Here is a 20,616-nt window from a genome sequence, read left to right as displayed (position 1 = left end):
CGCGTGTGACCGGTCGTCATCTCTGCTTCATGGGTGGACGAGTCAAGCAAGATTGCGAGCACCGGTGCAGAACAAGCGGCCGTCCCGGACGCAGGACCCCTCGCCCGAGCCCGCCGAGCGCGGTCGCTCCAGGCGCGTGCGCAACCGGCTCGTCGCCGGCGTCGCCGCCGTCAGCATCGTGGTGGTCGCCGCGGGCGCCCCCGGCATCCTCGCCACCTCCGCCGAACTGACCGAGTCCCAGCACCTGGTCACCCTGGCCGGACTCAACCGCCAGGCCGTCACCCTCGCCCACTCGCTCGCCGACGAGCGCGACGAGGTCACCGCGTATATCGCCGCGGGCCGCGAGGACCAGAAGGGCGACAAGGCCGCCCGGCGCGCGGTCTCCGCCGTTCTCAGCGCCCGCGTCGACCGGCAGATCGACGAGATCCGCGGCAGCATCCCCGACGGCCACGCCGATCTCGGCCGCGATCTGTCCGTCGTCCCCTCCGTCCGCCGCACCGCGCTTACCGGCAAGGGCACGGCGATGGAGGCCCACCGCGCGTACACGGTCGTCATCGCCAGCCTGCACGCCCTGGCCGACGAACTGGCCGAGAAGACGCCGCCGCGCGCGGCCTCCGGCACCCGGGCGCCGGCCCAGCTCGGTCTCGCCGTCGAGCAGGCCTCCGCGACGCGCGGGCTGCTGCTGGCCGCGCTCGCCGTGCCCGGCAAGCAGAGCAGCCCGAACCTCGACCCGGTCACCGGCCTGCCCGTACAGGACGAGGGCGAGGGCGACGACGCCGCGAACCCTGTGCGCAACGCGCTGAGCGCCGCCGCCCAGCAGTCCCGGGTGCGTGAACTCGCCGCGCTCGCCGACTTCGACCAGGCCGCTGACAAGGACGCCCGCGACTCGCTGGCCGCCACCGTCACCGGGGCCGAGGTCAAGTCCGCCGAGATCTATCTCGCCCGCCTGACCGACCAGCCCGAGCTCTCCAAGGCCGACCGCAAGTCCAACCGCGAAAAGCTCCAGTCCTCGCTCACCGCCCGTATCGAGCAGATGCGCGGTGTCGAGTCGACGCTCGCCGCCGAGCGGATCGAGCGCCTCGAGCAGCTGCGCGACGACGATGTCACCGCACTCGAGATCCGGATCGCGCTCCTCGGCGGCCTGGTGATCGCCGCCATCGGCGTCTCCGCCGCCGTCGCCCGTACGCTCACCCGCCCGCTCGCCGTCCTGCGGATCGGCGCCGCCCGCCTCGCCGCGGCCCCCGAGGTCGAGGAGCCGGTCCGTTTCACGGGGCGCAACGACGAGTTCGCGCAGGTCGTACGCTCCCTGAACACCCTGCACGGCAAGGTGCGTGACCTCGGAGTACGCGCAGAACGCCTCGACAGCGACCGCGGCGACCTCGCCGGTGCCCGCGACACCCTCGCCGCCGAACTGGCCACGGGCCGCGCCGAGCTCAAGGAGCAGACCGACCTGCTCACCGCCGAGCTCGAACGCCTGCGGCACACCGTCCAGCACACCTTCGTCAACCTCTCGCTGCGCACCCTCGGCCTCGTCGAGCGCCAGCTCGGCGTCATCGAGAAGCTGGAGGAGCGCGAGCAGGACCCCGAGCGGCTCGCCACGCTGTTCAAGCTCGACCACATGGCGACCGTCATGCGCCGCCACAGCGAGAACCTGCTGGTCCTTGCGGGCGCCGAGCACAGCCACGGGCATCCCGGCCCTGTCCCGCTGGTCGACGTACTGCGCGCGGCCGTCAGCGAGATCGAGCGGTACGAGCGGGTCGTGATCCAGCAGCTGCCGCCGCACGCGCAGGTCGCCGGATTCGCCGCCGACGACCTCAGCCATCTGGTCGCCGAACTCCTGGAGAACGCGACCTCCTTCTCGCCGCCGGACGCCCAGGTCGAGCTGTCGGGCTGGCTGCTGGAGAGCGGCGAGGTGATGCTCTCCGTGCAGGACAGCGGAATAGGGATGACCGCGGGGCGGATCGCCGAGCTCAACGCGTGCCTGGAGGACCCGCAGGCGTACGAGACGCCGACGGGCCCGGAGGGCGAGGGCCTCGGGCTGCGGGTGGCCGCGCTTCTGGCGGCGCGTCATGGCGTACGGGTCCAGCTGCGCGAGCAGAAGGGCGGCGGGATCACCGCGGTCGTCGTGCTGTCGCAGGCGCTGCTGCCGGCGGGTCCGCCGGCGGCCTCACCGCCCACCGTGACCATGGCGGGATCCGCGCCGGCGCTGCATCTGCCCGGATCGGCGGCGGAGGCCAACTCCAATGCGCTGCCGGGCAGTTCGCGGCGAATCGACCCCCTGGTGGCGGCCGCCGAGCAGGCGATCCGTGAGACGGAGCCGGACGCGCACGAGCGGACGGTGGACGGCGGCCCGGACGGCGAACCGGAGGCGGAGAAGGCCGACGGCGTCGATGAAGCGACCTTCACGATGCGCCTGCCGGACCGGAACCTGGAGCTGGAGCCGCAGCGGGACCCGGACCCGGAGCCGGAGCTGGATCCGCACCCGGAGCCCCAAGCCGCCCCGCAGGCGGAGGGCGCACCCGAGGCCGCTGAATCCGAGGCCGCGCAGCCCGCCCGGGAACGCGTCACCGACAAGGGCCTGCCCAAGCGCACCCCCAAGATCGTCAAGCCCGCCACCGTGCCCCACGGGCGCACCGGCGGCATCGACGCCGACGCCCTGCGCCGCCGCCTCGGCGGCTTCCAGCAGGGTGCCAACGAAGGCCGTCGCGATGCCGAGGCGGAGATCACACAGAAGCCAGAAGCCACACCTGCAACTGACGCACGTACTACAACAGAAGAAGCGGGGGACACAGTCGAGGAGGCACGCAGTTGACTGCGACCGGGACATTCGGCCTGAGCAGTGAAGCCCGCAATCTGCACTGGTTGCTGAGCAATCTCGTGGAGGAGGTGCCAGGCGTGCGCTCGGTCGCCGTCGTCTCGTCCGACGGGCTGCTGCTGCTCTCCTCCGACCCCGCGCGCAACGCCGCGGCGGCGGCCACCACCGCGCCCCCGGAAGGGCCCAGGGGCTCCAGCGCCGACCTCGCCACCATCGTCTCCGGCATCGGCAGCCTCACCATCGGCGCCGCCCGGCTGATGGACGGCGGTGGCGTCAAGCAGACGATGGTCGCGATGGAAGAGGGCAGCGTCTTCGTCATGTCGATCAGTGACGGCTCACTGCTCGGCGTGCATGCCACCCCCGACTGCGACATGTCCGTCGTCGCGTACCACATGGCGCTCTTCGTGGGCCGGGCCGGACACGTCCTCACCCCCGAACTCCGCAGCGAGCTGCGCACATCGATGGAGGGGGGCACCCAGTGACGTCAGCCGCCGAACCGGCCCGCAGGCTCCCGTCGCGCGGTGACGGTCGCCGCCCGGCCCGGGTCCGCCCCTACTCGCTCACCGGCGGCCGCACCCGTTTCGGCCATGTGCTGCTCGTCGAGACCTTCGTGGCCGCGCTCGAAGCACCGGCCGAGCGCAGGGAGCTCCCCAAGGGCTCCCCGCGCGTCATGCCCGAGCTGCGGGCCATCGTCGAGCTGTGCCGCCGTATGCGTACCGTCGCCGAGATATCGGCGCTGCTGAAGATGCCGCTGGGTGTCGTCCGGGTACTGCTCAGCGACCTGGCCGACCAGGGAAGGATCCGCGTGTTCGGGACCGGGCACGGCTCCGGCCAGCCCGACCGCGCGCTGCTCGAAAGGGTGCTGAGTGGACTCCGCCGCCTCTGACACGCTCGCCTCCGGCACACTCGCCCCCGACTCGCTCGCTTCGGGAACCCTGTCCGAACCGTCCCACCTGCCCCACCCGCAGCCCGAAGAGGAGCTGCAGGCCTGGCAGTTGGATCCCAACCGTGCCCCCACCGCGACCAAGATCGTGGTCGCGGGCGGCTTCGGTGTGGGCAAGACGACCTTCGTCGGATCGGTCTCCGAGATCACGCCGCTCAAGACCGAGGCTCTGATGACCGGGGCGAGCGAGGAGAGCGACGATCTCACCGCGACGCCCGACAAGCTCACCACCACCGTCGCCATGGACTTCGGCCGGATCACGCTCGACGACGATCTGGTGCTCTACGTCTTCGGCACACCGGGACAGCAGCGCTTCTGGTTCATGTGGGACGACCTGGTGCGCGGCGCGATCGGCGCGGTCGTGCTGGCCGACACCCGCAGGCTGCCGGACTGCTTCCCGGCGCTCGACTACTTCGAGAGCAGCGGGCTGCCGTACATCGTCGCCGTCAACCACTTCGAGGGCACCGAGCTGTTCGAGGCCGAGGACGTGCGCGAGGCCCTGACCGTGCCGCACCACGTACCCGTAGTGATCATGGACGCGCGCAGCCGGATCACAGTGGTGGAGTCGCTGCTCACGCTGGTCGCCCACGCCCTCGAAGCCGCCCCCCAGTAACCACACAACGGAGAACCCCCGCCATGCGGAAGATACTCATCGTCGGAGCCGGACAGTCCGGCCTCCAGCTCGCGCTCGGCCTCCAGTCCGAGGGCTACGACGTCACCGTGATGTCCAACCGCACGGCGGACGAGATCCGCTCCGGCCGGGTCATGTCCACGCAGTGCATGTTCGACACCGCGCTCCAGCACGAGCGGGATCTCGGTATCAACTTCTGGGAGTCCCAGGCCCCGCGCATCGAGGGACTCGGCGTCTCCGTCGCCGCCCCCGACTCCTCGCGCGCCGTCGACTGGGTCGGCAAGCTCGACGGCTACGCCCAGTCCGTCGACCAGCGCATCAAGATGGCCGGCTGGATGGAGACCTTCGCCCAGCGTGGCGGCCAGCTCGTCATCCACGGCGCCGCCGTCTCCGACCTGGACTACTTCTCCCGTACGTACGACCTGGTGCTGGTCTCGGCGGGCAAGGGCGAACTGGTCTCGATGTTCGGCCGGGACGCCTCGCGCTCCCCGTACGACACCCCGCAGCGCGCGCTCGCCGTCTCCTACGTGCATGGTCTCGGCCCGCGCCCCGAGCACCCCGAATACGACGCGGTCCGGTGCAACCTCGTCCCCGGCGTCGGCGAGCTCTTCGTGATGCCGACCTTCACCACCACGGGACGCGCCGACATCCTCTTCTGGGAAGGCGTCCCGGGCGGCCCGCTCGATGTGTTCCAGCACGTCAAGGACCCCGCCGAGCACCTCTCCCAGACGCTTGAGCTGATGGAGAAGTTCACGCCCTGGGAGTACGCGCGTGCCACCAAGGTCGAGCTGACCGACCCGGGCGCCACCCTCGCCGGGCGCTACGCTCCCACGGTCCGCCTGCCGATCGGACGGCTCCCCGGCGGCGGCCTGGTCCTGGGTGTCGCGGACGTTGTCGTCGCCAACGACCCGATCACCGGGCAGGGGTCCAATTCCGCGTCCAAGTGCGCCGCTTCGTATCTCGCCTCGATCACCGGACACGGAGACAGGCCGTTCGACGAGGAGTGGATGCAGTCCACCTTCGACCGCTACTGGGACACGGCGCAGCACGTCACCAAGTGGACGAACGCGATGCTCGGCGTACCGCCGGAGCATGTCCTCAACCTGATCGGCGCGGGCGGTCAGCTGCAGCCGGTCGCCAACCGGTTCGCGAACGGCTTCAACGACCCGGCCGACTTCGAGAACTTCTTCTACGAGCCCGAGAAGGCAGCTGCGTATGTGGCCTCGGTTGCCGGAGCCTGACGGGTTCTGACCACTTACATCCCGTGGCGTAACGGGTCAATCCTGTTGTCGGGCAGCTCGATGAGGGCTTGTCCTGCGTGGTCGAGCCGTGGTGGGTGAGGTGTCCGCGGCGAAGCCGTTGGCGGATGGTGCCCGGACTTGATGCCGGTCTCCACTTCCGCAGCGTAGGCGCCGACGAGGAGAAGGATCGGTCATTGGCCACATGGTGCGGGAGCCGGCCGTCCGGAAGGTGCCGTACTGCTGAATGCAGCGGCGCAGCATCTGCACGAAGTGCGGGGGAATGGCATTGGGCGGGAGTTGTTCACTAAGCCGCGGTAGTCACCCCAGACCCGCTCCCTCTTGTCCCGCTCCCTCTTGTCCCATGAGCTGCCCCAGCACGATGCTGTCCAGACGGTCTCGCTCTGGGCGTTGTCAGCCGGCGGCGAGGAGATCCATTCCGCTCGCCAAGGACGTCCTTGGCGCAGGGCGTCGAAGCTTGCCGGTTCTGCCGCCCGGATACTGCGCCGGGGCTGCTGTGATGGCGAGTCGGGACCGCCGCTTCCGGGCGCCACGCACGGTCCGCCACGTCCGGGTCGTCCACGCACGAACCAACGGGCGCCCTTCGCCGTGGTCGCGGTCAGCCAAAAGCCGAACGCCTACCGGCCGACGTCTCCGCGGCGTCGTCCGGCGGCTCCGCCCCCGAGTAGCCCGTGTCCGGTCCCGCCGTGGCTCCGTCCGGGAGCGGCGGCGGGGTGTAGGAGCTCACGGGGCTGCCGTCCGGGTCCGGGCGCACCGCACCGAGCAGTGGATTCGCCGCGATGGGGGAGACTTTGACGGTGGCTCCCGGGCGGGGCGCGTGGACCACCATGCCGCTGCCGAGGTAGATCGCGACATGGGTGGCCTCGGGGAAGTAGACCACCAGGTCGCCGGGCCGCAGTGAGCGCAGCGGGACCTTGGGAAGCTCCTCCCACTGCTCCTGGCTCGTCCGCGGGATCTCGCGGCCCGCCGTCGCCCAGGCCCGGGAGGTCAGGCCGGAGCAGTCGTACGACTGAGGTCCCTCGGCGCCCCAGAGATACGGCTTGCCGATCTGCCGGACCGCGTAGCGCAGGGCCTCTTCGCCCTCCTCGGTGGGCGTCCGGTCGCCCGCGAGTGCGCCCGAAGCGATCAGTTCCTCCTGCGCCGTGTCGGTGCCGGACTGTTCGAGTGCGGCCAGCGAGGCGATCTGCTCGGGCGAGAGCGAGGCGAGCATCGCCTCGACGGCCCGCAGCTTCGCCGTCGCAGCCTCGCTCGCCTTCTTCCGCCGCGCCGCGAGGGTCTGCTCGTTGTGGAGCGCCTTGCGGGACGCCGCCTCAAGTCCCGCCGCCCGCCGTGTCCCGGTCTCCAGCCTGGCGGTTGTGGCCAGCCGCTCAACGGCCGCGCGCTCGATGAGATGGTCTTGATCGAGAGCCTGTCGCGGGTTCCGGGCGAGGAGGAGCTGGAGATATGCGGAGAGCTCGGACTGGCCCTGGTACTGCAGCCGTGCCAGTCGTCCCGCCTCCCCCCGGCTCATGGTGAGGGCCTTGCGGGCCTTGGCGAGCTCGCGGCCGAGCCGCGCCGTCTCGGCCCGCTGACGGGTGAGCTCCTCCTCCATCGCGTTGTACGTCTCCCCGGCCTGCTCCGCCTGCCGGTACAGGGTCTGAAGCTGTGTCAGCATCCCCGCGAGGTTCGCGGGCGGATCGGTGGCGGGTTCGGCCGCCGCGGGCACCGCGGCGAGCGCGGTGGCGGCTGCCAGCGCCGCGGTACAGACGGATCGGAGCAGGCTGCCTGACATCTCGTCACCTCCGGCTGTGGGGTGGGCCGTGCGCCCCATCGTGCGAGCGCGCAACCGGGAGTGCCCGGCGGGTGGTCGAGTCGGCGCAACGCGGTCACTCGTCGAGGGCGAGTGCGGCCCGCCTCCGGCGTGTCAGTCCACCGGCAACGCGTAGAAGGTCCGCTCCCGCTGGACGACGAGCATCCGGCCGCCGCCCTGCAGCGGCACATAGCGCGGGCCGCCCGGAGCGTCGTTCACGCCCGCCTCCTGGAACTTCCACAGCCGCCTGCCGTCACGCGCGGCGAACGCGGTGAGTTGCGCGCCGTCGCCCGCGAGCACTGTGCCGCCGCTCGCGCTGAGCGCGGTCGCCGGGACGTTGCCCCAGACGGGCGCCTCGGTCGAGCGCCGCCACAGGGCGCGGCCCGTAGCGGTGTCGACGGCGCACACCTCCTGATGGCGGTTGGCGACATAGAGCGTCGAACCCCGCAGGACCCCCTTGCCGAAGGGGAAGATCCCTGTCTCTCCGGGCGCTTGGGCGGCCGCGGCCAGCCGCCACAGCCGTCTGCCGCCGCGGCTGGAGTACGCGTGCAGCTCGCCCGCCGACGCGGCGAAGACGTTCTGGGCCGTATCGCCGGTCATGGCCGCAGTGGGCGCGATGGCCGGGAGTGCCAGCGTCTGCCGCTGCCTGCCCGTCTTCCGGTCGAACGCGAGCAGCACGGAGGAGCCCTTGGACGCCTTGCGCTGTACCGGGGTCAGCGACGCCGCGTCCTGCCGTACGAGGATGTCCGCGCCGCGTACGGCGATCAGCTCGTACCGGGGGATCGCGGGCGGCAGCCCCTTGGTGATCTGGGTGCGCCACTGCCAGGTGCGTGAGACCAGGTCGTACGCGAGGAAGTGTGCGGTGGTGGCGGCGCCCTTGGTGATGTGTCCGGTCAGCCAGAGCGTGCCGCCGTCCCAGCCGGTGACGGTCCCCACGGTCAGCGTCTCGCTGGCGCCCAGGAGGGCGGTCTTGGCGACCCGGTGCCTGATCCGGCCGTCCCGTGCGGAGATCCAGAGGAACTCGGACCGGCCGTCGACGAAGCAGAGCTCGGCGTCCACGGGTACGGCACGGGACGGCGAGGCTGCCTCCGCGATCTGCCAGAGCCGGCGTCCGGTGCGCACATCCACGCCGGTCGCCCGGTCGCCGCCGGTCAGGACCAGCACCCGGTCGCCCCAGACGGTCGCGTTCGGCGCTGGGTCGTCCTTGGTGCCGGGGTGTTCGTAACGCCACGCGGGCTCGGGCGGCACTCCGGCGATACGGGCCCGCGGGGGAGTGGGGGCCGGTGCGGGGGCGGATTTTGACGCATCGTCACCGAGGGCCTGGACGGCGCCGCCGCCGAGCGCGATCCCGGCGATCCCGGCGGCGATCCCGATGAGCAGCGCCCGCCGGTCGGGCGCTGCGGGCGAGGGCGGGGGAACCGGTGCCGGCGCGGGCGCCGGCCGCGGTACGGCGGGCAGGGCAGGGGCGGCCGGCGCCACGACCGGTGCGCTCGCCGCGCTCGCCGTGATCGGTGCGCTCGCCGCGCCCGGTGCGGTCCGGGCGTTGGGCACCCCCAGGGCAGCCGTCGCCCTGTCGGCGCTCCGCCCACGGACGACGAGGGTGTCGGCGCCGGTGCTGCCGCCGGGATGCTGCGCGGGGATCGCATCCGTGAGCCCGTCGCCCGCCTGCTCGACCGCCGCCTGCTCGACCGCCGCCTGCTCGACCGCCGCCCGCTCGACCCCCGCCAGTTCGACTCCCGACCGCAGCGACTGAACCGCCGCCGCCTGCGACTCCACCGCTTGGACCAGGGCCGGCGGAAGCCAGCCGTCGCGGGCCAGCGCCGCCGCGCCCTCCAGGGCCAGTTCCGCCGCCACCGTGCCCGCCGACGGGCGGTCCTCCGGGAGCTTCGCGAGGCAGCTCGCGACCAGCGGCCGCAGCTCGCCGGGCACGCCGTCCAGCTCCGGCTCGGCGTGAGCGATCCGGTCCACGTCGCCCAGTGGGGTGGTGCCCGTCGCCGCATACGCCAGGAGCAGACCCAGTACGAAGATGTCCGAGGCCGGCCCGGGCTTGGAGCCTGCTGCCTGTTCCGGGGTCAGATAGCTGAGCCGGACGGTCAGTTGTCCGTCCGGATGCGCCTCGGCGCCGGCCGCGGCGCCCAGCGCACCGAAGGCCGTGAGCCGCGGCCCGTCCGCCGCGAGCAGCACGGTGTCGGGCGCGAGACCGTGCAGCACCGCCCCGCCCGCGTGCACCCGCGACAGGGTTTCCGCGAGCCCCGCGCCCAGGGTCCGCAGCGCCCGCTCCGGCAGCGGACCGGCGAGGGCGATCGCCTCGCGCAGGCTCAGCGCCGGGACGTAGGGGCTCGCCGTCCACATCGGATCGCCGTCCGTGCCGGATTCGACGGGCGCCACCCAGCCGCCGGCCAGCCGTTCCGTCCTGCGCGTCTCCGACTGAAAGCGGCTGCGGAAGGCGGCGAGCGCGGCGAGCTCGGGCCTGGCCACGGAGACGACCGAGACACCGCCGTCCTGCGCGCACGCGAGATAGCGGACACAGACCGCCGACTCCCCAAAGCGCGCCAGTGCGGTGTAGGGGCCGATCCGGCGCGGATCGTCCTGCTGCAGCGGCTCCATGGCGAGCATCCCCCCTGACGGCACAATCCAGTGATCTTATGGGGCGCTGTTCGGCTTCGACCAGGGCCACTTGAGTGTGCGTCGCTCGACGCCGCCCGGTGCGTACTCGTACTTCCAGCCGCGCAGCAGACCGAGCCGCTTGGTGTAGCCGGAGGGGACGCGCCGGTAGGCATACACGGTGGGCGGCGTGCCGTCGTCGTTCGGGACAGGGACCTTGTACCACTTCGGGGGATGGCCGGTCGGCCCGACCAGCACCGGCAGGACGCGCCCGTCCAGTGGCCCGCCCTCGAAGGGGGTGTTCTCGCTTCTCACACGGGCCAGTCTCACGCAGGGCCCGCCCGCCGCCGTCACCGGGCGCGCCGCGGCGTGGCATGCACCCGTTGGAGTGCAGCGCGGGGCCTGCCCGGTCAGGCACCGTTGACGCCTCAGGAGCAGTGGCGTATCACTTTCGGCTACTGCCATAACCCCCCCTTTGGGCCGGAGGTGTTACTCCTGTGAGACCGCGCCGGCCCGGGAGACGCTGATGCGTGAACCCGAACCGCTGGGTGTACCGCTCGCCGACGTCCTGCTCCTGGGCGGCACGGTCGCACCGGGACCCGGCGGCAGACCGGCCCTGTGGACTGTGTCCACGGGCAGGCCCGCCCGTCTCACCGCCGTCGATCCTGCCACCGGCGAACAGCTGGTCAGCGCGCCGCTCGCGGACGCGGACGGGGCCTGGGCCCTCACCGCCGCGCCCGACGGCGTCTACGCGGGGACGTACAGCACCGCGCGTCTGTACCGCTGGCGGCCCGGCGCGGGCGACGAGGCGGAGGATCTCGGGCGGCCGCTCGACGGGGAGTCCTTCATCTGGTCGCTGGCCTGCGACGAGGACGGTGCGATCTGGGGTGGCACCTTCCCCGGTGGAAGGGTGTTCCGCTTCGACCCGGCGGCCAAGGAGTACACGGACTTCGGGCAGGTCGTCGCCGATCAGACGTACGTACGGAGCATCGCCTGCGCCAGCGGCAGGGTCTACGCCGGTTCGTACGCCGCCGCCCACATCGCCGAACTGGACCCGGCGACCGGGTCCGTCACCGAACTCCCGATGCCCGAGAGCCTGGACTCCGTCGAAGGCAGGGCCGTCTACGACCTGGACGCCCACGACGGACGGCTGTACGCCCGCATCGGCTCCGACCTGCCGGGCCCGCTCTTCGTCTACGACCTTCAGGCACGCTCCTGGACCGACGAGATCTCCGGCGCACACGGCCTGACCGTCGCCCCGCCCGACGCCGGCGGCGGCATCCACCTCGTCCAGCACGGCGAACTGCACCGCTACGACCCGGCGTCCCGTCAGCTGAGCAGCACCGGTCTCACCCTGACCGGCAAGATGCGATGCGTCCGCTCCCTCGGCTGGGCCGAGCTGCTGCTCGACGACTGGCCGGGCAGCAGCGTCGTCGGCACGCTCTCACGCGGCGAGATGTTCCGCTACAACCCGGCCACCGGCGCGTACGCCATCACGGACACCGGGATCACCAAGAGCCCGGTCGAGATCCTTGCGCTCGCCCCGGGCGAAGGGGAGACCCTCTATGCGGGCGGCTTCCTCAACGGCGGTCTGGCCTCGGTGAACACCGCCACCGGCGCGACGGAATTCCACCGCTTCGGACAGACCGAGTGCATCTTGTCCGCCTCCGACGGCTCCGTATGGCTCGGCCTCTATCCCGAGGCCAGGCTCTACCGCTACCGGCCCGACCGGCCCTGGAACAGCCCCGAGTACTCACCGGGCGGCCCGCCCGGCACCCCCGTCAACCCCGAGCCGGTCCTCAACCTCTCTCCGCATCTCCAGATGCGTGCCAAATGCCTGGCGGAGGCCGACGGGAAGATCGTCGTGGGCACGGTCCCCGAGGGCGACCGGCTCGGCGGCGGGCTCGCGATCCACGATCCGGCGTCCGGGACCTACCGGTTCGTCCGGCATGTGGTCGAGGACCAGTCCGTGTTCTGTCTGACGGCCCACCAGGGTGTGGTCTACGGAGGGACGTCGATCACCGGAGGGCTCAGTACCACCGAGTACACCCGCGAGTCGGGTGCGGTGTTCGCCTGGGACATGCAAGCGGGCGAAAAGCTCTGGGAGTTGGAGCCCGTCCCCCTGGAGCGGAGCGTCAGCGCCGTGGCGATCGGCCCCGACGAACGGCTGTGGGGCCTTGCCGGTCACACGCTCTTCGCGGTCGATCTCGCGAGTCAACAGGTGGTGCGTCACTACAGGTTGGGCAGCAGAAGCGCGGCGGGGTCCATCGTGACCTCCCGGGAAAGGCTGTATGTGAGCGTGGACAACGCATTGATCTACCGGGTCGATCCCTATGTGGAGAACGACGAACCGGCGCTCGTCGTGGGCTTCGTGCACAGGCGGTTGTGTGTCCACAGTGACGGCAGTCTCTCTTTGAATCGTGGCCCCGAGCTGTTCCGGGTGGTTCCCCTTTGCTGACTCATTGACAGGTCAAAACCCCGCGACTACTTTCGGCCCAGGCCGAAACAGCCGCGCTCCGTGCTCCCTTCTCGTCAGGCCTTCCGGAGGCCCCCATGAAGACAGGCTTCAAGCGCGCCACCGCACCTCTCGCACTGTTCATGCTCGCCGCCTCGCTCTCTGCCTGCGGTGACGGCGACAGCGGCTCGGACTCGAAGAAGGTCACCGTCTGGATGTATCCGGTGATCGCCGACCCCAAGGCCAGTGCGGCCTACTGGGACGGCATCGAGAAGGCCTTCGAGAAGGCGGCACCCGGCACCTCTCTCACCATCGAGCAGCAGCCGTGGGACAACCGCGACCAGAAGATCGCCACCGCGTTCGGCGGCGGAAAGGGCCCGGACGTCGTTTTGCTGACGCCGGACCAGATTCCCCAGTTCTCCGCCAACGGCGCCATCAAGCCGGTGGACGGGGCGCTCAAGGAGAGCGCCGGAAAGTTTCTGCCCGCGACGATGGACGCGATGAAGCAGGACGGCAAGATCTACGGCGCGCCGATCTACCAGACCATCACGACCACCATCTACAACAAGAAGCTGCTGACCCAGGCCGGCATCGGCACACCGCCCGCCACCTGGGACGAGATCAAGGCCGCAGCCCCCAAGCTCAAGCAGAAGGGCGTGGCCCTCCTCGACTACTCCGCCAGCAACGAGGCCTCGCTGAACCTCAACTTCTATCCGCTGCTGTGGCAGGCCGGCGGCACCGTCTTCGCCAAGGACGGCAAGAAGGTCGCCTTCAACAGCCCCGAGGGCGTCGAGGCGCTCACCTTCCTCACCGACCTCTACAAGGCGGGCTCGGTCCCCAAGTCGTCGATGACGAACACCAACCTGCTCGCCGACCAGGCACTGGGCAAGCAGCAGGCAGCCATGGGCTTCTCCACCGTCCTCGCCGACGCCGAACTGGCCGCCAAGACCTGGGGCCCCGAGAACGTCGTCATCGGCGCGCCGCTCAAGGGCCCCGCCCGGGAGGTCGCCTTCGGCATCCCCGGCGCGCTCAGCGTCAACGCCAAGTCCAAGAACACGGCGGGCGCGGAGAAGTTCCTGGCCTTCATGACCGCCCCGGAGCAGATCAAGTCCCTCGGCAAGGCGAGCGGTTACTTCTCGCCTCGTACGGACGTCAGTGTGCCGAACGCGTCTCCGTACGCGAAGCAGTACCAGGCCGCCCTGGCCGACGTCAGTCCCGGTGAGCCCAATCCCGCCGCACGCCAGCTGATGGGCCTGCTCGCACCGGAGATCCAGGCGGCGCTGCTGGGCAAGAAGAGTCCCAAGGAAGCGCTGGACGACGCGGCCAAGGCGGCCGACGACCTGCTGGCGCGACAGCGTTGAGCGACGCCGCAATGAGCGAGGCGGCCACCGAGGCTCTGACCGACGGGGCCGCCACGCGCAAGCCGGCGACGCACGAGACTACCGGGCGCCGGCCGGGCGGCCGCCAGGGGCGGCGGCGCGAGGCCCTGGTGGGCCTCGCGTTCGTTGCCCCGATGCTGGTGCTGTTCATCGTCTTCCGCTTCGGACCGACGCTGGGCGCGGCCTTCCTCTCGGCCACCGACTACCGGCTGAGTGGCGAGTGGCAGTTCATCGGGGCCCAGAACTACACACGGCTGTTCGGCGACGACCTGTTCTGGGAGAGCCTGGGCGTCACCGCCTTCTACACCGCGCTCTACGTCCCGATGACGGTGCTGCTCGCTCTCGGTACTGCCGTGCTGCTGCATCGCACCATCTGGCTGAAGGGCTTCTTCCGCGGTGTCTTCTTCCTGCCGTACGTCACCAGCATCGTGCTGGCTGCCGTCATCTGGAAGTGGATCTACGAGGTCGACGACGGGCTGCTGAACGCCGCACTCGGCGCACTCTCCCTCGGCCCGGTCGACTTCCTCGGCGATGAGTCGCTGGTCCTGCCCTCCATCGCGGCCACCTCCGCCTGGAAGGGCTTCGGCTACACCATGCTGATCCTTCTCGCGGGACTGCAGTCCATCCCGCGCGAGGTCAACGAGGCGGCCACCGTCGACGGCGCGAGCGCCTGGCAGCGCTTCCGTCATGTGACCCTGCCGATGCTGAGGCCCGTGCTCTTCTTCGTCCTCGTCATCGAGGCCATCCAGGCCTTCCAGGTCTTCGACGCGATGTATGTGATGACGGCCGGCGGACCCGTCAGGGCCAGCTATTCGCTCGTCTACTTCCTCTACGACTCCGGCTTCAAGTACTTCGACTTCGGCTACGCCAGCGCGGTCGGCCTGATGCTCTTCCTCGTCGTCCTGGTCTTCTCGCTCATCCAGCGCCGGCTCATCGGCAGAGAGGTGGACTGATGGGAGGCCGGCTGAGACTGCCCGTCCTGCTGATCCTCGTCGCTTTCGTGACCGTCACACCCTTCGTGGTCATGGTGCTGGTCGCCTTCGCACCGCCCGGTGGCCAGACGCTGCCCGGGGCCTTCGACATCACCCGGGCGACCTGGCAGAACTTCTCCGACGTCCTTCAGAGCGCGGACATCACGCGCTGGGCGCTCAACTCGCTGATCTACTCGCTCGTGTCGGTCGTGCTCATCCTGCTGTTCTCGTCGATGGCCGGTTACGCCTTCGCCAAGAAGCGGTTTCCCGGGCGCGAGGTGCTCTTCTGGGCCTTCCTGGCGACCTTGATGGTGCCCTTCCAGGCGACCCTGATCCCGTACTACATCCTGGTTTCGAAAATGGGCGGCGTCGACACCTACTGGGGCCTGATCGTGCCCACCCTGGCGAACTCCCAGGCCGTGTTCCTGATGCGGCAGTTCATGTACCAGCTGCCCGACGAGCTCTTCGAGGCCGCGAAGATCGACGGTGCCTCCGAGTGGCGTATCTACACCACCATTGTCATCCCGCTGATCCGGCCGGTCCTCGCCACCTTGGGTGTCTTCGTCTTTCTCTGGCACTGGAACGACTTCCTGTGGCCGCTCGTCATCGGCCAGTCCTCGCAGATGCGCACGCTCACCGTCGGCCTCGCCACCCTCGCGGGCGAGGACGTGGCGATCAACCAGATCATGGCCGGGGCGACCATCACCGTGGTGCCCTGTCTGCTCGTCTTCGGGCTGCTGCAGCGCTACCTGACCGACTCGATCGCCACCAGCGGCCTCAAGTCCTGAGCCGGGGCAGCACATCGGTGCCGAATGTCTCGATGGCGCTCAGGGCGTCCGCCTGCGGCATGCCCGGCGGCTGGATGCGCAGCACCACGCCGTCGGCGCCCATCTCGCCGTATGCCGCCAGCCGCTCGGCGCACCCGTCGACCGAGCCGATCACCGAGCGGGCCTCGATGTCGTCCCACTGCTGGGCGTAGCGGGCCGCGTCGGCCGAGGTGCGCTTCCAGTCGCCGTAGGCGTCGTACAGACCGCGCAGCGGGGCCTCCAGAGCGGCCCGGGCACGCTGCGAGGTGGCGGCGGCGTAGCCCTCGCGGCAGACGACGACCTCGGTGCCCAGACTCGCCGCGCCGCGTGGGAAGGAGCGGTACTCCTCGATCTTTCCGGGCAGTTCGGAGTCGAGCTCGTTGAAGGACGTGGTCCAGCCGTCGCACATCCGGGCCGTACGCTCCAGGGCCGCGGAGACCCGGCCGCCGTTCCAGATCCGCGGCCGCGGGGACTGCACCGGGCGTGGCGAGACGAACGCGTCCTCCACCGAGGTCCAGCGGCCGTCGTGGGTGACCTTGTCCTCGGTCCACAGCCGGGTGACCAGCTCCAGACACTCCTCGAAACGGGACACGCGCTCGCGCGGCAGGGTGCCGAACAGCGTGAACTCCTCCGGCCGGTAGCCCAGTACGAAACCGGCCGTGAGCCGCCCGCCCGACAGCACATCGATGTGCGCGAGCGTCTCGGCCAGCCACACCGGCTGGTAGACCGGCGCGATCAGCCCGGCCGTCGCGAGGCCGATCCGCTCGGTGTGCGCGGCGAGATACGCCAATGAGGTGAGCGCCTCGTGATAGCCGGGCCGGTGCAGATGCCGCTCGCCCAGCACCACCCAGTCGAATCCGGCCTGCTCGGCCAGCCGCACCTGCTCCACGGTGTCGGCCAGCCGCGGCCGGTCTGCCGCGTCCGCGTAGAGATTGACGTACAGGCCGAGACGCATGGGAGGCTCCTTTACGGTCCGGGCCGTAAAGGCTAGCGTGTCGCCAACGACCGCGACAGACGGGAGAGATCGCCCATGTCCGCGACGCCCACCTCCGCGACGGAGGACCTGGTGCGGCGGCTGCGCGGCACCGTACTGCCCGCGGTGGCCACACCGTGCGACTCCCGCGGGGTGGTGGACTTCGGCGCACTGCGCGGGTACGCGGAGCGGATCGCGGCAGAGCCGATCGGCGGCGTGGCCGTCTGGGCGCACACCGGCCGCGGGCTCCATCTCACCGAGGCCGACCGCCTCCAGGTGCTGCGCATCTGGCGGGAGGCGGTCCCAGGGCCGATCGTGGCAGGTGCGGGAGTGCCACGATCGACCCGCGCGGTCAACCTGCGGGAAGCCTGGAGCGCCACCGTCGCCATGGCGGTCCAGGCGGCCGACCTGGGTGCGGACGCGGTCATGGTCTATCCGCTGGCGCAGTTCGCCTCCCGGCCGGCCGGGCAGTCCGAGGCGGTACGGCTCCACGAGCGGGTCGCCGACGAGAGCGGGCTGCCGGTGCTCGGCTTCTTCCTCCACGGCGAGGCGGGCGGTTACCCCTACCCGCCCGACCTCATCCGCCGGCTGCTCGCCCTGCCGTCGGCCGCCGGGGTCAAACTCGCCACGCTGGACCGCGCGATGGCCTGCCAGGACGCGATCCGCGCGGCGCAGCCGAGCGGGAAGCTCGCCGTCTCCGGCGAGGACCGGATGTTCGGCCCGTCCCTGATGTGGGGAGCGGATTCGGCGCTGGTGGGCATCGCGGCGGCGAGGGTGTCGTTGACGAGCGCGGTGCTCGACGCCTGGAGGTCGGGTGACCACGCCGGGTTTCTGCGGGCGTCGGGCCGGCTGGACCGGTTCGCGGAGGTGACGTTCCGCGAGCCGATCGAGGGGTATGTGCAGCGGATGCTGTGGGCGGCGGTGTGGGAGGGGCTGATCCCACAAGACGCGGCGCATGATCCGTACGGACCGCAACTGCCGGTGCGGGAGCGGGAGGCGGTTGTGGCGTGTCTCGAGGAGTTGGCCAAGGAGAACGACTAGGTCCTGTCCGGTCGATCAGGCCGGATCAGTGAGCGGCCCGCCGCGGAGCGGCTGATGTCACCGCGGTGCGTGCAGATGCAAGGCGGAGGATGGGGGCCCCGCCGAAGGCAGGGGGAGAGCCCACGCGGAGCGTAGGCGACTGACGCAACGCAGCGTGGGCGCACCGCCCGTGCCCGAAGGGCTGCGGGGGTGGGGGCCCCTCCCACGCCGAAGGCTGTGGGGGAGCGCGCCAGGGCACGCGAGCCCGGCAAGATCGGCCGGACAGGGCCTGGGTCGTCGGCGGTCCTCGAACGCCGGGACGGGGAATTCAGAGGCGCGGAAGGTCGGGGGAAGGCGCCGCAGGCAACCCGAACAGCCCCACCGCGTTCCCCCACAGCACCGCTTCCAACTCCTCCGCTGAGAACCCCGCGTCCCGCACCACCCCCAGCGCGACACAAGGGTCGATCAGCGTCGCGTCCGTGCCGAAGAGCAGGCGTTCCACCGGGACCCCCGCCTCCCTCGCGTACGCGATGCGGCCCGCGTCCGTCGCCGTGCGGCAGTGCTCCAGGTACAGGCGGTCGCAGGACGCCGCCGCGTGTGCCGCCTCGCGCCACGCGTCGCCGCCCGCGTGGCCCATGATGACGCGCAGGCCCGGGCGGGACGCCAGGAGCTCCGGGAGGAGGGTGACCTCCTCGCCCCAGGTGTGCAGCAGCAGCGGCACGCCCGCCTCCGCGACCACGTCGAACGCCTCCGCCATCGCCCGCGTCCCGGGCAGCTGCCCCGGATAGTGCGTGTGGATCTTCGCTCCGACGAACCGCCCCGTGTCCAGGCACCGCCGCAGATCCGCCGCGCTCTCCTCGGGCCGGTTGGGGTTCACCACGGCGTATCCGTACAGCCGTGGCTGCTGCGCGAGCACCTTGCCCAGTGCCGCGTTGCCGCCGACCGCGTCGTACACGACCGCCTCCGACGCGGAGACGAACTGCAGGTCGATGCCGTAGCGGTCCATCTGCCGCAGGTTGCTCTCCGCGTCGCCGGCGGTGAGGTGGAACTGCCAGCGGCCCACATGGGCGTGCACATCGATGATCGGCATCAGGCCAGCAGCTCCTCGACGTTCTTCGTGGCGATCGCCGCGCGGTCGTCGTCCGTGATGTCCGCGTACCGCAGCCGCAGTGTCTGCGGCGAGATGTCCATGAACGGGGTGCGCGAGCCGAACACGAGATGGCGTGGGCCGACCGTCTCCACCACGCGCTCGATGGAGTCGGGTCCCGACAGCATCCGGGTGGTGGCCCGGAATCCGGGTTCCTCGCGGGCCATCAGCAGGAAGTCGGCCAGCAGATAGGCGTGCAGGTCGAGGAAGAGCACATCGGCGCCGAGGCCCATGAGGGGCGGACCGAAGCGGCGTGGGTCGCCGTCGTGCAGGAGTGTCAGGCCGCGTTCCAGGGCGAGCGAGACGACCCGGCGGTAGCCGGGAAAGCCGGGCTCGGCCATCTGCTCGGTCGTGAAAAGCCGCAGGAACCGCACTTTGGCCACGGCCAGTTCGTCCAGCCGGTCCTGCGCGGTCAGCGCGTCCCGTACGTCGATGGTGCCGACCGGAAGCAGCTCCGGGCAGTCGGCGAGGTCGCGCACCGTCTCGGCGTTGCCCTCGCCGTCGTCGTAGAGAGGGCCGCGGGTCGACAGGGCCAGCGCCGAGGCGACGGGCGAACGGCCCAGGCGCGCGCGGACCTCCGCAAGCCCGATGTCGCGGTGGTGGCGCGGCCACGGCCCGTACAGAACATCCACGTCCCAGCCGATGAACTCCTTGGCGGACGGACGCAGCCACTCGTACGCGCTCATCGAGTTTCCCCGTCGGCCAGGGCACGGGCGATCCGGTCCACGTCGTCCTCCGAGTACCCCTCGTTCCACTGGAGCACCAGCAGCGTACGGTCGATCAGCCGCTCCGCGCGGGGACACAGGCCGGGTGGATATCCGGGCAGTGCCGGGTTGGCGTACAGCGGGCGCTCCAGATAGCCGGGCAGGGCCGGAATCCCGGCGGCCCGGAGCTTCTTGGCCCAGCGGGCGTTGTCGTCGACCAGGAGCGGCACCACCCACCAGGCGTGCCCCTTGCGATGCGCGGGCATCTCGACGCCCGGGATCCCGGCGATCGCCGCGGCCAGCTGCTCCGCCCGCTCCCGCCGCAGGCGTACGACCTCGGCGACCTTGGTGAGCTGGGCGCGGGCGACCGCCGCGACGAGCTCGGGCATCCGGTAGTTGAGGCCGGGCTCCCGGTGGATGCGGCCCTCGGTGCGGTCCCAGCCCTTGTCCATGAACAGCCGCATACGGCGGGCGAGTGCCGGGTCGTCGGTGAGCGCGAGGCCGCCGTCACCGGCGGTGATGTGCTTGTACTGCTGAAGGCTGAAGCAGGCGATGTCGCCCACCGTGCCGAGCAGCCGGCCCCCGGAGTCCTCGCCTAGCCAGGCCTGCGCGCAGTCCTCGATCAGTAAGAGTCCGTGCCGGTCGCACACCGCGCGCAGGGCGTCGATGTCCGCCGCGCCGCCGAAGAGATGCACGGCGATGACGGCCTTGGTGCGCGGCGTGACGGCGGCCTCGACCGCGTCGGGGTCGAGATTGCCGTCCTCGGCGCGTACGTCGGCGAACACCACACGTGCCCCCTGCGCCAGTACGGGCGCGACCGTGCCGAAGTCCGAGATCGGTGTGGTGACGACCTCGTCGCCCGGGCCGACCCCGGCCGCAGCGACCGCCAGATGCAGCGCGGCCGTCCCCGAACTGCAGGCGACCGTCTGCGCCCGGGAGTACATCCCGCTCATCTCGGCTTCGAGGGAGCGTGCCTCACTGCCGAAAGCGCTGCACAGGACGGTCGAGTCCAGCACGCGCAGAACCGCTGCCCGTTCCTCCTCGCCGAAGGTGCGGCCGCAGGCGTCCAGAACTGTGGGCAGCGGCATTTCCCGTTCGGGCATCGGGGCACTATCCTCTC

At 71.1% G+C, this 20,616-nt stretch carries 17 protein-coding genes; 10 read left to right on the top strand and 7 right to left on the bottom strand.

The window, feature by feature from the left end:
• The first annotated feature begins 64 nt into the window (after window positions 1–64).
• Genes FBY35_RS11585 through FBY35_RS11565 form a run of 5 tightly spaced genes read left to right on the top strand, consistent with a single transcriptional unit; the run spans window position 65 to window position 5,630 of the window.
• Window positions 65–2,812 (top strand): nitrate- and nitrite sensing domain-containing protein, encoded by a 2,748-nt coding sequence (locus FBY35_RS11585; RefSeq protein WP_260848586.1) that lies wholly within the window; start codon window positions 65–67, stop codon window positions 2,810–2,812.
• Window positions 2,809–3,297, top strand: coding sequence for a roadblock/LC7 domain-containing protein (locus FBY35_RS11580; RefSeq protein ID WP_142213719.1), 489 nt, complete (start codon window positions 2,809–2,811; stop codon window positions 3,295–3,297). The genes FBY35_RS11585 and FBY35_RS11580 overlap by 4 nt, the downstream gene beginning before the upstream one ends.
• Window positions 3,294–3,701 (top strand): DUF742 domain-containing protein, encoded by a 408-nt coding sequence (locus tag FBY35_RS11575; protein WP_142213718.1) that lies wholly within the window; start codon window positions 3,294–3,296, stop codon window positions 3,699–3,701. Before FBY35_RS11580 ends, FBY35_RS11575 begins: the two co-directional genes overlap by 4 nt.
• A gap of 49 nt (window positions 3,702–3,750) precedes the next feature.
• Complete coding sequence (locus tag FBY35_RS11570; protein ID WP_260848681.1) at window positions 3,751–4,371, top strand: ATP/GTP-binding protein; 621 nt, start codon at window positions 3,751–3,753, stop codon at window positions 4,369–4,371.
• A 23-nt stretch (window positions 4,372–4,394) separates the two neighbouring features.
• Window positions 4,395–5,630: a styrene monooxygenase/indole monooxygenase family protein gene (locus FBY35_RS11565; protein ID WP_142213716.1), complete on the top strand. Its 1,236-nt coding sequence runs from the start codon at window positions 4,395–4,397 to the stop codon at window positions 5,628–5,630.
• Window positions 5,631–6,246: 616 nt separating this feature from the next.
• Here the strand turns inward: FBY35_RS11565 and FBY35_RS11560 are convergent.
• From FBY35_RS11560 to FBY35_RS11550, 3 genes are all read right to left on the bottom strand, one after another.
• Entirely contained in the window at window positions 6,247–7,419 is a 1,173-nt protein-coding gene (locus tag FBY35_RS11560) for a C40 family peptidase (RefSeq protein ID WP_142213715.1), read from the bottom strand.
• Window positions 7,420–7,551: 132 nt separating this feature from the next.
• Window positions 7,552–10,044: a PQQ-binding-like beta-propeller repeat protein gene (locus tag FBY35_RS11555; RefSeq protein ID WP_142213714.1), complete on the bottom strand. Its 2,493-nt coding sequence runs from the start codon at window positions 10,042–10,044 to the stop codon at window positions 7,552–7,554.
• A gap of 36 nt (window positions 10,045–10,080) precedes the next feature.
• Window positions 10,081–10,356: a hypothetical protein gene (locus FBY35_RS11550; RefSeq protein WP_142213713.1), complete on the bottom strand. Its 276-nt coding sequence runs from the start codon at window positions 10,354–10,356 to the stop codon at window positions 10,081–10,083.
• Between the two features lie 211 nt (window positions 10,357–10,567).
• Here FBY35_RS11550 and FBY35_RS11545 point away from each other — a divergent pair, with 211 nt between their 5' ends.
• From FBY35_RS11545 to FBY35_RS11530, 4 genes are all read left to right on the top strand, one after another.
• Window positions 10,568–12,499 carry a PQQ-binding-like beta-propeller repeat protein gene (locus tag FBY35_RS11545; RefSeq protein ID WP_142213712.1) on the top strand — a complete coding sequence of 644 codons (1,932 nt, stop codon included), beginning with the start codon at window positions 10,568–10,570 and terminating at the stop codon, window positions 12,497–12,499.
• Between the two features lie 95 nt (window positions 12,500–12,594).
• Window positions 12,595–13,857, top strand: coding sequence for an ABC transporter substrate-binding protein (locus tag FBY35_RS11540; protein WP_142213711.1), 1,263 nt, complete (start codon window positions 12,595–12,597; stop codon window positions 13,855–13,857).
• Window positions 13,854–14,828: a carbohydrate ABC transporter permease gene (locus tag FBY35_RS11535; protein WP_260848585.1), complete on the top strand. Its 975-nt coding sequence runs from the start codon at window positions 13,854–13,856 to the stop codon at window positions 14,826–14,828. Before FBY35_RS11540 ends, FBY35_RS11535 begins: the two co-directional genes overlap by 4 nt.
• On the top strand, window positions 14,828–15,634 hold the full coding sequence (locus tag FBY35_RS11530; protein ID WP_142213710.1) for a carbohydrate ABC transporter permease: 807 nt from the start codon (window positions 14,828–14,830) through the stop codon (window positions 15,632–15,634). The genes FBY35_RS11535 and FBY35_RS11530 overlap by 1 nt, the downstream gene beginning before the upstream one ends.
• Here FBY35_RS11530 and FBY35_RS11525 read toward each other — a convergent pair.
• Window positions 15,624–16,607, bottom strand: coding sequence for an LLM class flavin-dependent oxidoreductase (locus FBY35_RS11525; protein ID WP_142213709.1), 984 nt, complete (start codon window positions 16,605–16,607; stop codon window positions 15,624–15,626). The two genes, FBY35_RS11530 and FBY35_RS11525, sit on opposite strands and share 11 nt — an antisense overlap.
• Before the next feature lie 75 nt (window positions 16,608–16,682).
• Here FBY35_RS11525 and FBY35_RS11520 point away from each other — a divergent pair, with 75 nt between their 5' ends.
• Window positions 16,683–17,666 carry a dihydrodipicolinate synthase family protein gene (locus FBY35_RS11520; RefSeq protein WP_142213708.1) on the top strand — a complete coding sequence of 328 codons (984 nt, stop codon included), beginning with the start codon at window positions 16,683–16,685 and terminating at the stop codon, window positions 17,664–17,666.
• A 307-nt stretch (window positions 17,667–17,973) separates the two neighbouring features.
• Here FBY35_RS11520 and FBY35_RS11515 read toward each other — a convergent pair whose 3' ends face one another.
• The 3 genes from FBY35_RS11515 to FBY35_RS11505 are packed head-to-tail and all read right to left on the bottom strand — an operon-like array spanning window position 17,974 to window position 20,599.
• On the bottom strand, window positions 17,974–18,735 hold the full coding sequence (locus FBY35_RS11515) for an amidohydrolase family protein (RefSeq protein ID WP_142213707.1): 762 nt from the start codon (window positions 18,733–18,735) through the stop codon (window positions 17,974–17,976).
• On the bottom strand, window positions 18,735–19,478 hold the full coding sequence (locus FBY35_RS11510; protein WP_142213706.1) for a hypothetical protein: 744 nt from the start codon (window positions 19,476–19,478) through the stop codon (window positions 18,735–18,737). Before FBY35_RS11510 ends, FBY35_RS11515 begins: the two co-directional genes overlap by 1 nt.
• On the bottom strand, window positions 19,475–20,599 hold the full coding sequence (locus FBY35_RS11505; RefSeq protein ID WP_260848584.1) for a DegT/DnrJ/EryC1/StrS aminotransferase family protein: 1,125 nt from the start codon (window positions 20,597–20,599) through the stop codon (window positions 19,475–19,477). The genes FBY35_RS11510 and FBY35_RS11505 overlap by 4 nt, the downstream gene beginning before the upstream one ends.
• Window positions 20,600–20,616 lie beyond the last annotated feature (17 nt).

Origin of the sequence: Streptomyces sp. SLBN-118, assembly GCF_006715635.1 — a bacterium.
Lineage (GTDB): Bacteria > Actinomycetota > Actinomycetes > Streptomycetales > Streptomycetaceae > Streptomyces.
This window is presented reverse-complemented; position numbering and strand designations above follow the sequence as displayed.